This window comes from Leucobacter faecis (assembly GCF_054456635.2).
Genome location: NZ_JBTJEP020000015.1, coordinates 26,634 through 39,511 on the forward strand (window position 1 = coordinate 26,634; position 12,878 = coordinate 39,511).

At 60.4% G+C, this 12,878-nt stretch carries 12 protein-coding genes; all 12 read left to right on the top strand.

The annotated features are described in order from the left end of the window. On the top strand, window positions 1-612 hold the full coding sequence (locus ACXR2T_RS11635; protein ID WP_458839475.1) for a hypothetical protein: 612 nt from the start codon (window positions 1-3) through the stop codon (window positions 610-612). Beyond that, a complete protein-coding gene (locus tag ACXR2T_RS11640; RefSeq protein ID WP_458839477.1) occupies window positions 609-1,199 on the top strand; it encodes a hypothetical protein in 591 nt (196 codons plus the stop codon). The genes ACXR2T_RS11635 and ACXR2T_RS11640 overlap by 4 nt, the downstream gene beginning before the upstream one ends. Further along, on the top strand, window positions 1,196-1,777 hold the full coding sequence (locus ACXR2T_RS11645) for a hypothetical protein (RefSeq protein ID WP_458839478.1): 582 nt from the start codon (window positions 1,196-1,198) through the stop codon (window positions 1,775-1,777). The genes ACXR2T_RS11640 and ACXR2T_RS11645 overlap by 4 nt, the downstream gene beginning before the upstream one ends. Next, entirely contained in the window at window positions 1,774-3,069 is a 1,296-nt protein-coding gene (locus ACXR2T_RS11650; protein ID WP_458839480.1) for an RCC1 domain-containing protein, read from the top strand. The genes ACXR2T_RS11645 and ACXR2T_RS11650 overlap by 4 nt, the downstream gene beginning before the upstream one ends. Window positions 3,070-3,078: 9 nt before the next feature. Then, the gene (locus ACXR2T_RS11655; RefSeq protein ID WP_458839482.1) at window positions 3,079-3,747 is read left to right on the top strand and encodes a hypothetical protein; all 669 of its coding nucleotides are present in this window, start codon (window positions 3,079-3,081) and stop codon (window positions 3,745-3,747) included. 47 nt (window positions 3,748-3,794) lie between these two features. After that, on the top strand, window positions 3,795-4,391 hold the full coding sequence (locus ACXR2T_RS11660) for a signal peptidase I (RefSeq protein ID WP_458816040.1): 597 nt from the start codon (window positions 3,795-3,797) through the stop codon (window positions 4,389-4,391). Between the two features lie 75 nt (window positions 4,392-4,466). Next, window positions 4,467-6,506, top strand: coding sequence for an FG-GAP repeat protein (locus tag ACXR2T_RS11665; protein ID WP_458816042.1), 2,040 nt, complete (start codon window positions 4,467-4,469; stop codon window positions 6,504-6,506). 72 nt (window positions 6,507-6,578) lie between these two features. Further along, a complete protein-coding gene (locus ACXR2T_RS11670) occupies window positions 6,579-7,910 on the top strand; it encodes a sensor histidine kinase (protein ID WP_458816044.1) in 1,332 nt (443 codons plus the stop codon). 13 nt (window positions 7,911-7,923) lie between these two features. After that, complete coding sequence (locus ACXR2T_RS11675; RefSeq protein ID WP_458816046.1) at window positions 7,924-8,646, top strand: response regulator; 723 nt, start codon at window positions 7,924-7,926, stop codon at window positions 8,644-8,646. Between the two features lie 27 nt (window positions 8,647-8,673). Further along, a complete protein-coding gene (argS, locus tag ACXR2T_RS11680) occupies window positions 8,674-10,344 on the top strand; it encodes an arginine--tRNA ligase (RefSeq protein WP_458816048.1) in 1,671 nt (556 codons plus the stop codon). Between the two features lie 16 nt (window positions 10,345-10,360). After that, window positions 10,361-11,122: an LmeA family phospholipid-binding protein gene (locus ACXR2T_RS11685; RefSeq protein WP_458839483.1), complete on the top strand. Its 762-nt coding sequence runs from the start codon at window positions 10,361-10,363 to the stop codon at window positions 11,120-11,122. A gap of 209 nt (window positions 11,123-11,331) precedes the next feature. Then, complete coding sequence (gene lysA / locus ACXR2T_RS11690) at window positions 11,332-12,801, top strand: diaminopimelate decarboxylase (RefSeq protein ID WP_458839485.1); 1,470 nt, start codon at window positions 11,332-11,334, stop codon at window positions 12,799-12,801. Window positions 12,802-12,878: the final 77 nt, after the last annotated feature.

The window sequence follows — 12,878 nt, forward strand, 5'->3', positions numbered from 1 at the left end:
ATGAAACGCAGCGGTTATGTGCGGCTTGTGCTTGCTGCTGGCCTCTTTTTGGGGGCTGGCTCGTTGCTCACTGCCGCTGTGATCCTCGACGTAGAAAACAGCTCCGTGTTTCTGGACGGAAGCGAGAACCGGCTGAATATTTTGACGGCTGGAGCACCCGGACACAACTGGCAGCCCGGGGCTGCGAGCTGGGTGGAAGGTAACCCCGCTCCGTTCCAAATCTCCTTGACCGCCGACGGATCAGATTTCGTAGTGGTTCCCGGTGAGACGATTGAACTCACCGTGGCGGTTAAGAATGCGAGCCCAAAACTGGCTGGCAAGGTGGATCTCAAGATCAGCGATCCGCACGATCGAAGCCACGAACTTGATCCGGAGACGGGAAATTTTGTTGACCTCTTCCCGGCTCTACTTTTCTCAGTTAGTGAAGACGGGCGCAGCCTGATCACGGGCGTGCCGGCGAACGAACTGCAGGATATTCAGCTCGAGGGGCCGATTGCAGCCGGCGAACATCGGGTATTCGATGTCACGATCGACATCCCCGAATCGCTCGACAACCGGTGGCAGCTTGCGAGCACAGACGTTCGTTTTGGATTTGAAGGGGAAAGCCTGTGAGAATCGCGCCTGGGCGAAGAACCGAAATGCTCGCAGCCTGCTCTGTGATTGGCCTGGTGGGTTTCACCGTAGTCGCGGGTACGAGCGCAGCGTATATCGATCACGCCAACCTGAATCTCGGGGGCAAAGCGATCGGCAACCCGAACGAGTTTGAGGTGCAGGTGGCCGACGGCTCCAATTGGGCCGATGCCGACGACGAAGCTTCAGCCGTGGTCTATCCGACGACGCCTGACGCGGTGATTTCGGTAAATAACCCGATCGAATACGAAGCGACCGTACGGATCGAACCGGGTGGCCCGAGCGGAGACGTGAGCCCCAAATTGGTGCTGCGTGAAGACTGCAAAGGCGCTTGCTCTGCGCTATTCGATCAAATGCGCTTCGACGTTTCGTTAGATGGCACCCTGGTGGCATCGGCGGTGTCGTCAGAGATGTTTAATCAGCTTCCCGACGCCAAGTTTCTCGGAGTAGTGCCGGGTGACACTCACTCGGTCAAGCTGTCCGTGCGACTCGATCCTTCGACGAGCTTCATGCTCTCGGGTAAAGAAACCATGATCGGCCTGAGGTTCGAAGGGGTATCAACACCGTGAAGACAATCATTATTGGGATCGTAGTCGCACTATTCGTTGCTCCGATCGCGTCGACACCGGCCCTCGCGCAGGATTCTGACCTGATCAGTGTGTCGCCAATGTCGAGCCACATTTCAATGCCGGCGCCCGGACACACGGAAACCTGGAGCACGGAAGTGCGGAATGTAGCCAAGCACCCGGTGGACGTGGATCTGTCGACGGTCAACGAGCTGGACGAAGTCCTGCGATCGGGGAGCACCCCCGCACGAATCACAATCGTTGATTCAGCGGGCCGCACGCTGCTAGATGATCTCAGCGTCACACAGCTACAGCCGCAGATTCCCGTACTTGGTCAGCTAGATCCCGGGGAATCAATCTCCCTCACGGGCACGGTGTCGTTGCCCGCAGAAGCTGGCAACGAGTACCAGGGGGCATCGGGAAACCTGCAGTTCACGTTCGTTGCACAGACGAGTGACACCCCCGGGGTTACAGATGCCCTGGCTGAAACAGGCGCACCGCTCGCTGCGGCGGGTATCGCCGCAGCGCTACTTATTGGAACTGGTGCAGTAATCATGAGACGAAAGACGGTGCAGAAATGACAACGTCGGGTACGGTGCGACGGCGCGGCCGGATCTCGCGTGGTGTCGGAGGAATGACCCTCACGGCCTTGGTCGTGGGCGCGCTGGCGGTTGCAGGTGCTACCGCTGCCGCCTATGTGGATCAGGCAAACGCGAGGTCTGAGCCGCTCACGGCCCACGTGCCGCCTCCCTTTCTGACCGGGCTCACCTCCGCACGCAGCGTCGACACTGGCGTTGGGCTGGGAACGGACAACACCGTCTACGTCTGGGGAAACACCAACGACGCCAAAGCCGGATCGAATCGCGGCGGCCTGTGGCAGAAAGCCACTCCCGTCGGAGGCCTCCCCGTCGGGGAAATGTCGTCTGTCGCAGGCGGCATCTATAACTACAATGCGCTGCAATCCTCCGGTCACGTATGGGGCTGGGGCACCATCCCCGCACGCGATGGCACTGGCAACCAGCGCCCCGACAATCGGCCCGCCCAGATCCGGATCGGATCTCACTGGAACGGTGCGGGCCCCCTACTCGAGAACATTGGAATGATCTCGAGCTCTGAGCAGGCAGGAGCCGCCGTGCGCAACGATGGCACAGTGTGGGCCTGGGGTGAAGCGGGCTATGGCGGGATGAGCGGGAGAGGCGCTACCCAAGTGCCAGGTCTTCCCGATCCGAGCTCGGGTGATGCATTTCCGATGTACCTCAACGGCGCCTACAACAACTTCTGGGTGATCCTGAGTAATGGTGAAGTTTGGTATTGGGGGAGCCAAGGCTCAATGCCGCGCGCAGACCAGGCAAGTCTGAACCAGGCGCGGCAATCGAAAGCGTTGAGCCCGTGGTTCAAGAACAATGTGGGCCAGGGAGAACCGTACATCGTGCAGGTGGCGGGCGGGATCGACATGGGCCACGCTGTGCTGTCGAACGGCCGAGTGCTGACCTGGGGTGGCAATGACACCCGTATTGGCGGCAGGCCGAGCGGGGGAGGCAACCCCGCCCCGCACAACCCCGGTCTGGTGCCCGAATCTTCGCTCGCCAACATCACATCTACGGCAGCGGGGTTCACCGGGACGATCTTGCTCGACGCCAACCAAAACCTGTATGGCTACGGTGCCAGCGATGACTATGGCAAGTTTCCGCAGTCCCCAGTGCTTGTGAGCTCTGACGTCGTCGATTTCAGTGCGGGGCAGGGGTTTTATATCTGGCGACTTTCGAGCGGTGAGAACTGGGGTCAGGGATACAACGCCCAAGGTGTCTTGGGTAAGCCAGTAGGCGCAAGTAAGCGGTTGATTACTGATATTGGACTCGGCGTCTTCGGTTAGAGCCGCCAATTGAAGATAAGCGAAAAGGATACGGAAGTTATGAAACGCCTACACCGCCTCACTGGCAAAAAGCGGCTGTTGCTGGCTACCGGAACGTTGTTGCTCACGGGCGCGCTCGCAACAGCGGCAGTCCTCACCGACTGGGCGAACCTGAACCTGGGGGGCACTGGCATCGGTAGCGCCAACAAGTTCGATATAGGTGTGGTCATTCCGGCAGGAACCGTCGAACAAGCCGACACCGACAAAGGTTTTGACTGGCGAATTAAGGACTCAGATGCCCTTGTGCCGGGTGGCACGATCGAAACCGAAATTCCCGTCTTTAACAACACCCCGAAGATTGATGCTGTAGTCGACTTTCGGTTGCTTCTGAAAGGCAATCAAGGTGCAGTACCGGGGAAGCCAAACATCACTGAATTTTTGCGGTTCTCAGCCAAGCTGGACGGCGTTGAACTGTTTGCAGACAAGCCCTGGGAGGAAGCGGTGGGCACCTTAGGGAAGCTGGAGCCCCGTGGGAAAGCGCCGCTTGCTCACGGCGATGTGTTCGTCGACGGAGACAGCGGAAGCCGCCAGAACCTCGTGCTCACGATTACCTACCTTGACGACCCGCAGACTGTCGATTTCAACGGTGGCCAATCGGCACTCGCGATCCGATTTGACGCGCAATCGGTCGCTCCCTAGGCGCGTTCACGCTACTTCGACCACAAAACAAGAAACCAAGGAACCCTATGATCAACACAATCTATACACACTTTCGCTCGGGCGTTCTTACGCTTGCGGCGGTGATGGGTGTACTTTCGATCGTGGTCTTCTTATCGGCGATGTTCTTCGGGGTGAAGGCACTCAATGTCATGTCCGGATCGATGGAGCCCGGGATTCCGACAGGCTCGATGATTTTCACGACGAAGATCGACGCTAAAGACATTACACCTGGCGACGTCATTACCACGGAGCGAACACAGGGAGAAGGCCTCATCACCCACCGGGTGCTCGAGATCTCACCCGTCGATGGTAGCCCCACCGCTTTTGAGATGCGCATGCGGGGTGATGCGAACGCGACCGAGGATCCTCAACCCTATGTGATCACCGAAGCAGATAAGTACTTCTTCCACGCGCCATTCGTCGGGTTAGTATCAAGCCTCCTCAAAACGAGTACGGGGCTGTACGTAGGAGTCGCCGTGGTGGCACTTTTGCTCTTCATCTTTATTGTTCCAGGCAAGCGACGCGCAGAAACGGTGGAAGACGCTACCGAGAAGTTGGAGGCGGATACTGAAGCCACAGGCCAGGTGACCGAGCGCAAAGACTCGACACCGGCGACTGTTTAGCCGATTCTCTTCGACCCACCAAAGCAATTCGATACCCCAAAGCATCGAATGCGTCATCACGAAAGGAATATGCCCGTGCCTAAACGTATTGGTGTGCTTGCCTCAGGACTCATGGCGGGAGCTATGCTGCTCCCACTCGGAACATCGCCCGCCCTAGCGGCCATTCCGGAGTACAACGAGGTTGCGAAATTTTCGCCGGCTGACGGCATCCGTGCTGGCTACAGCGTGGATTTCTCAGGAGACTTTGCGGCGTACACGCGTGTCCAAGGACAATCGGTTGACTTTGCACAGTTCGTTGGGCCAACTCCCCAAGACTGGTCGACCAGCACGGTAGCCGCTCCCGAGCCGGATACCGAATTTGGGGCTGCCGTTGTGTTTAATGATGATGCTTCAGCGGCTTATGTGTCTGCGCCGAAAGCTCAGACCGTCTACGAGTATCTCCGTGATGCAGCGGGGCAGTGGTCTCTCGCAAGATCGCTTACGCCCGACGTGAAGCCGTCGCGCGTAACGGACTATGGAGCCTCCATTGGTGAGTCCCTGTCCTACTCCGCGGGCAAACTCGTTGTTGGGGTGCCGAATGCGCGAGTTGATGATCTACGAAACGCAGGGTTCGCGTTTGCCGTAGATGTATCGGCTCCGAATGAAACCTGGACTCCACTTATTGCGGCAACACCTCTTGCGCACAGCGTGACGGGTCAATCTGTGGCAATTTCTGGGACGAAGGCTGCCGTCAGCGCAGTGCAGTTCAGGGACGGCGCGAATAAACCAGTTGGAGGGGTGTATCTCTGGGATCTCGCCACGGGCGCTGAACCACTCTTCACCAGCCAGCCAATGAATGACCCGAAGACGTGCCTGAATTCTGCTGGCGGCGGCCCGGCATTTGGAATGTCGCTCTCGTTCTTCGGCGACTACCTCGCTGTCGGCTCACCCATTGAGCTGAACTACAACGCGGATACCCCCGAAATCGGCTGCACATCAGAAGCGGTAGCCGCGGGAGACACCACGCAGGGGGCTGTGTATCTGTTCGACGCCGCCCTCACACAAACAGGAGGAAAGCTCACACCGCCGCCCTTCACCACTGGCTTCGGCTACTCGCTGGATGCTGACGGCGAGGTGCTGCTCACCAATGGTGATCATGGACCCGATTACGCGGGTGAGGTGTACGTGTACGCCATGGACACGATTGATCGAGTGGGCAGCGGCGACACGAACGGCCGCCAGTCGCCAGCACCGATACAGGTACTGACAGCCTCAGACGCCCAGCCGGGCGACTATTTCGGGCAGCAGATCTACGGTCGGGGACTCAGCATCAGCGGCGACCGCGCACTCATCGCGAGTCCTCTGGCACGTGCAAAGAGCGGTTCTGTATACGTCTTTCAGTCGGTTGGTGTCACAACTGATCCCACCACGGTTGTGAACGACGTACAAGTGACGTACGGGCAGGATGTGACGCTCACAGGAACGATCACCAAGGGGTCCTTCGACCCTGCCACTGCGACTTTCATGGTTAATGGAGTGGAAACCTCTGTGCTCGACGTAACGGGCATTGCCGACGGTGAAGTCCTCGAAGCTTTAGTTCCTGCAGCGACACAGAGCGCGGGATCTTACGAAGTGGAGCTGCAGTTGAAAGACGCTGCCGGCGGCAGTATCACTGCGGTCGGAACGCCTGGCACCCTTACGGTGGCTCCGGCGACGACCGAGCTCTCGATCCAACTGGAAACTGACGACGAGGGGACGATCCTCTCGGCTGTAGGCGAAGTGATGACGCAATTTGGCACGATGGCTACGGGCACGGTGACGCTGACCCACGGTGACAAGACGCTCGGGACTGTAGAGCTACAGGCGGGTGACAGCTCATGGCAGCTCGACGCCCTGCAAGACTCGCTTCCTTCGCCGGTAGTGGCGACATACTCGGGCGACACTAATCACCTCACTTCGAGCGCACAGGCTACCCACGACGTTTCGACAGGGGTCGATCCTGAGCCTCCTGTAGAGAAAGAAACAGATCCGCTCGCCGAAACGGGGGCGGGGAATCTTACGGCGCCGTTGACGCTGGCAGGGTTGCTCGCTCTCGTAGGCGTGGGTCTGCTCGTGCGACGACGGATCAAGGCCTGATATTTAAGCGCGAACTGGTCGTGAAAGCTCGCGGGTATGGGAGGATGAGCAAATTAGACCTGAGAGGATCGCGTGACGAACCAGGCGCAGTGGGCACCGCTCGATATTGGCAGCCGTCAACGCTGGGCCATCGTTCTTATACAGTGTGCGATCGTGTTGGTAGTGGTGATCGTTTCTGCTGGTGTCGCAGTGGCAGTGCAAGACCATTCGCTGCGAAAACTGGCTGAAGAACGAGTCTTGAACGCCGCTGAGGGACTCGCCAAGATGGATCGCGTCAGGGACGCAATGCAGTTGGACTTTGCCGGGGCTTCGGCAGACCTCCAACCTCTGGCCGACGCGATCCTTCAAGCGTCCGGGTTCACTTTTGTCGTGTTTGCGAACGATGAAGGGATTCGACTCACACATCCAATAGTGAGTGAACGAGGTAAGCCGCTCTCGACCGACCACTCTGCAGTGCTGGCTGGAGAACCGTTCGTCGGGGTCGAACAAGGCGAGCTCGTACCGACGCTGCGTGCCAAAACCCGTATCTTGGTCGCAGGGGAGGCCGCAGGCACGGTGTCGGTAGGAGTGCCGATCTCAGATATCGACGAAGACTTTCATACGGCGGTGTTTGAGACGCTGCCGTGGATCGGTCTTGCGGCGATTATGGGGACGCTTGGTGCGGCCGCGATAGCAACGCGACTCAACAGGCGACTAAGGTTGCTCGCTATTCAGGCGCACAGTGCCAGAGTACGGGCTAAATTGGTTGATGGGTTGAAAGAGCAGACGCATGAGTTCCGCACGCAACTGCACATCACCCAGGGGTATCTGTCATCGGGCAAATATGCTGAGGCGGAAGCATTTCTCACAAATCTCATTGCGAATGCGTCAGCGGATCAGGACGACAACGATAGAAAACGCCGTGACGCATCTGGATCAAAAACTACGCACACCGTTCGGCGAAGGAGCGAGCACGACGAATACTTGATTCCTGCGAGCGAACTTCAGGGACTGCTAGATAGCCTTTCGCGTGAGGCTGTTCGCAAGGGTGTGTGCCTGAGCACGGGCCAATTTCCCAACCTCATTACAGCGCCCAGAGCTTTTTCGACGACCGTCTCAAATCTGGTGTACAACGCGGTCGAAGCGGGGGCGCACAACATTGAAACGAAATGGGCGGTGGGCGCTGACGAGATCACACTGACCGTTGAAGACGATGGTCCAGGGATTCCCGCACACCTTCGGAATGTCGTGTTCGATAGTGGGATCTCAACCAAATCGACGCCCAACGGGCAGCGGCGAGGCGTTGGGCTCTCCCTCGTGCTGCAGGAGGTAGTCGACGCTGGCGGGTCGATCGAAGTGGGAGAAGCCGCACTGGGTGGCGCACGATTCGAAGTAGTTCTGCCACAAAGGAGAACGCGTGATTAGTGGCCAGATTCGAGTGCTCGTTGTCGACGATGACGCGGCGGCTCGAGCGCTGCACAAAGAGTATCTATCCCGGATTCAAGGGTTTCATGTAGTGGCCGCCGTTGGCACAGGCGAGAATGCCGTGATTGCCGCTGACCGACTTGCGATCGATCTCATCTTGCTCGATATCCATTTGCCGGGTTTTAGCGGTATCGAAGTGCTGCACCAGATCCGTGCTGCGCATGGGCTTGACGTCGACATTTTTATTGTCAGTTCATCACGCGATCGGCGAACTGTGCGTCAATCTCTATCTGCGCGGGTCTCGGGGTACCTGCTGAAACCTTTTTCTGAGGAAACGTTCCGGGCGCGAATGACCGAGTACTCCGACTGGCGTGCTACCGCACGGGTAGCGCAGGACGAGGCTGACGTGCCGCTGGGACAGGGAGAGATCGACCAGCTGTTGGCGGTGCTGTCAAAACCCAGGCGTCGCCAGACTGATGAGACCCAGCTTGAAGATGCGCCGTTACCGAAGGGGGTGTCTCCGGCAACCCTCCAGAAAGTGCGACACTCGCTGTCGTCCTGGCAAGCAATGACCGCGAGTGACGTCGGTGGGCTCACTGGTGCATCCCGTGCAACCGTGCGCCGCTACTTGGACTATCTCGTGCGAGTTGGCGAAGTTGACACGTCGCACAGGTTTGGGAGAAAGGGGCGCCCTGAAGTTCTCTATCGGCTCGCTCCTGTCAACGGAAATTCGTGACCGAGGATGCGAGTAGACTTGTCCCTTGTGACGCCACAAGAACTCTCTGCAGCAATCAACCGTATTCTGACCGACATCGTCGAAGCCCGAGGGGCTGAGATTGAGGTCACCGAGCTTGATACGCAGGTGGAGCGACCCAAAAACCGTGCACACGGCGACTGGGCCTCGAACGTCGCGATGAAGTTCGCCAAGAAGCTCGGTGTCAACCCGCGCGAGCTTGCCCAAGAGGTTGTGGCGCAGGCAGCAGTCATCGACGGTGTAGCCAAGGCAGAGATCGCTGGTCCAGGCTTCATTAACATCACGCTTGACGCAGCGAGTGCCGGCGAGACCGCCCGTCGTGTCGTCGAGCAGGGCTACGATTACGGCCGCAGCGACACGCTCAACGGTGAAAACATCAACCTTGAGTACGTCTCGGCGAACCCCACCGGGCCACTGCACATGGGGCATACCCGCTGGGCCGCGCTGGGTGATTCGACTGCACGGGTGCTGCGCGCCGCCGGTGCCACGGTGACGACCGAGTACTACATCAACGACGCTGGCGCGCAGATGGACAAGTTCGGTCGCTCTGTGCTGGCCGCCGCCCTCGGCGAAGACGCCCCAGAAGACGCGTACCCCGGTGCCTACATTCAGGCCCTTGGCGCGCAGATTATTGAGCAGCTACCAGGGCTCGCAGCACTCGCCGCTACCGATCGCGGTGCAGCACTCGAACAGGCCGAAGAGCTCGGCTATCAGCTGCAGCTTGCCGAGATCCAAGACTCGCTCGAGCGCTTTAACGTGCACTTCGACGTGTTTTTCTCGGAGCGCACGCTGCACGCCAAGGGCGAGAATGGCGAAGCGAGCGCGATCGAAGCAGCGATTGATCGTCTGCGCGAACAGGGTCATGTCTATGACGAAGATGGTGCGACCTGGGTGCGCACGACCGACTTTGGTGATGACAAGGACCGTGTCTTTACGCGCGGCAATGGCATCTACACGTATTTCGCGGCTGATGCCGCCTACTACCTGTCGAAGAAGGACCGCGGCTTCGGCGAGAAAATCTACCTTCTCGGCGCTGACCACCACGGCTACATCGGGCGTCTCACCGCTATCGCGGGCGCTGCGGGCGACAACATCGAAACCGACGTGACGGTGCTCATCGGCCAGCTCGTCAACTTGAACGGTGCGAAGCTGTCGAAGCGCGCAGGCAACATTATCGAGCTCAACGACCTGCTCGAGTGGCTCGGATCAGATGCGCTTCGCTACTGGCTCGCACGCTACCCGGCCGACTCGCCGCTCGCGCTCGATGGTGAGAAGGTACGTAGCCGTTCGAACGATAACCCCGTGTTTTATGTGCAGTACGCGCACGCGCGCACCTGCGCGGTCGATCGCAACGCCGAGGCAGCCGGAATCGACCGCAGCACGTTCGCGCCTGAACTGCTCACACACGAGACGGAGACTGAGCTGCTCGGCAAGCTGCAGCAGTACCCCGGCATTGTCGCGGGCGCGGCTGAGCTGCGCGAGCCGCACCGCATCGCGCGATTCCTCGAAGAGCTCGCCTCCGCATACCACTCCTGGTACGACGCCTGCCGTGTGCTGCCACTAGGCGAAGAAGCGATCGGTGACCTGCACCGCACGCGCCTGTGGCTCAACGACGCTGCTGGCCAGGTGCTGCGTAACGGACTCGACCTCATCGGTGTCTCGGCACCCGAGCGGCTCTAGTACGGGCTCCGCTCCCATGTCACCGCGTAAAACGAACTGGTGGCTACGGTCACTCGTGGTCGTGGTCGTGCTCGGTCTTTTGGCGGGCGCCGCAGAGGTGGCCCTCAGGCTCATTGTGCCCGGCGTGATCGCCGGTGCGATTCGCAGTGAAATGAAACTCAGCGATGACCACCCCGTCGAAGTTGAGATGGGCGGTTCTGCTCTCATCAATGCCCTGCGCGGGGGCATTGGTGACGTCACAGTATCGTCGCCGGGTGTGCCCATCATCGATGGGCTCTCCGTCGACGCGAAGGTTCACGCAGCCTTCTCACCCTTCGACCCCTCGAAGGGTGAGATTCGGGGTGGCACGGCCGCGCTTACGGTGCCGAAGGACGAGTTGGGTGCCACGATCGAGATGCTTACCCAGGGAATCGCGCAGTCGGGTGAGGTGCGCGGCGATGACCTAGTTGTAGGGCGCTCGCTCGAGATATTCGGTCAGAACGTCGGGCTCTCAGCGTCCCTGCACTTGGGTGTCAAAGACGGTGAGGTAACCGTCGAGCCCACGGGGGTGAAGGCCGCCGGGTTTGATCTCGCGGCTGAGCAGTTGGGCAAGGCTACCGGTAGTCTGCTCGACCCGATCTTGAAGCCGCAGCAGGTGTGCATCTCAGACCGCCTACCGAAGGGCGTCGAATTGACGGCAATTGATATGTCATCGACGGGATCGGTCACGATTCGTGCGGCGCTGGCGCCCACGATCCTGTCAGACCCGGCCGAGCAGCAGCCGGGCAGCTGCAAGTAATCGTGCCACGCTCGCAGCACGCGCGTCATATGACGCGTGCGTGGTGCGGCGGGCATGCGCATCACGCTAAGCTTGAGGGGTTCGTTCTGAGACCTTAAGTCTCCGTTCGCACGGCTTCAGGGACCAAGCCGGGTCCGCTCGCCACGCGCTGCCCTGGGCAGCCGCTGCGAGCGCGTTCTCGACCACGATTGACCCCTCCAGGAGCTGTGATGACCGCTGCCCCCCAGCCGGCCGACCTGAACGCCATTGACACCCGCGTGTTTCCGCCCTCGGCGCGCCGCGGCAACCAGTGCCGAGAGCTCAAGATTGGCGAAATTCGGGCCACCGACCTGACCGCTCAGTTTGGTTCACCGCTCTACGTTATTGACGAGGGTGCTGCTCGCGCGAAAGCGCGTGAGGTGCGCCAAGCGCTCACGAGTGAGGCCGAGCGCATCGGCACCTCAGCCACCGTCTACTACGCCGGCAAAGCATTCTTGTGCGTCGAGGTTGCGCAGTGGATGGCCGAGGAGGGCCTCGCGGTCGACGTTGCGAGCGGTGGTGAGCTTGCGGTCGCGCTTGCCGCGGGCGTCGCACCCGAGGCCATCGGCTTCCACGGCAATAACAAGTCGATCGGCGAGATTGAGCTTGCCGTGGCTGCCGGGGTGGGCACCATTATTATCGATAGCGCTATCGAGACCGAGCGTATCGCGCGCGTGGCCGCGGCACAGGGCCGTGTGCAGCGTGTGCGCCTGCGCGTCAACAGCGGCGTACACGCCTCGACCCACGACTACCTCGCCACCTCTCACGAGGACCAAAAGTTTGGCAACCCGCTGGCAGACGCGCCCCGTCTCGTCGAACAGATCCTCGGCCACGAGTCGCTCGACTTCGTCGGTCTCCACTGCCACATCGGGTCGCAAATTTTCGCGACCGAGGGTTTTCGAGAGTCGGCACGCCGCCTGCTCGGCGTGTATCCCGAGCTCGCAAAGCTGGCGGGGCGTGAGATTCCCGAGCTCAACCTCGGCGGTGGTTTTGGTATTGCTTACACACCCGCTCAGGCAGAGCAGGCACCCGAGGTGGCGACGATTGCGCGTGAGCTCGCCGATATCGTCGCTGCAAGCTGCGAAGAAGTAGGAATCCCGGTGCCCAAGCTCGCGTTCGAGCCCGGTCGCTCTGTCATCGGTCAGGCGGGTGTCACGATCTACACGGTCGGTACGACAAAGACGGTGCAACTTGCGGGTAGCGATGCAGCGGCAGACCCGGCAGACCTCGGCTACAGCGAACGGCTGTACGTGAGCGTTGACGGCGGTATGAGTGACAACGCCCGCCCCGCACTCTACGACTCCGACTATCACGTGGTGCTCGCAAACCGCGAGAGCCAGGCCGCGCCTGCGCTGGCCCGCGTGGTCGGCAAGCACTGCGAATCGGGTGACATCGTCGTGCCGCGAGACCTACTGCCCAGCGACGTGCGTCCGGGGGACACACTCGCCGTCGCCGCGACTGGGGCGTACTGCTGGTCACTTGCGAGTAACTACAACTACGTGCCCAGGCCCCCTGTCGTAGCAGTGCAGGGCGGTAGCGCGCGCCTCATTGTGGCGGGCGAGACCGAAGAACAGTTGCTCGCGAAAAGCGTGACCGGCGCGCCTGCGTGGCAGCCCGCGCCCCGCGCGGCGGCCTGCGACCTGCCGCCCGCAGGGCTCTAAGCTTCGTCGCCGTCGCCCACGTTTACGGGCGACGGCGCGCAAACCTGCCGCACCACACGGTGTGTGCGGCGCAACAC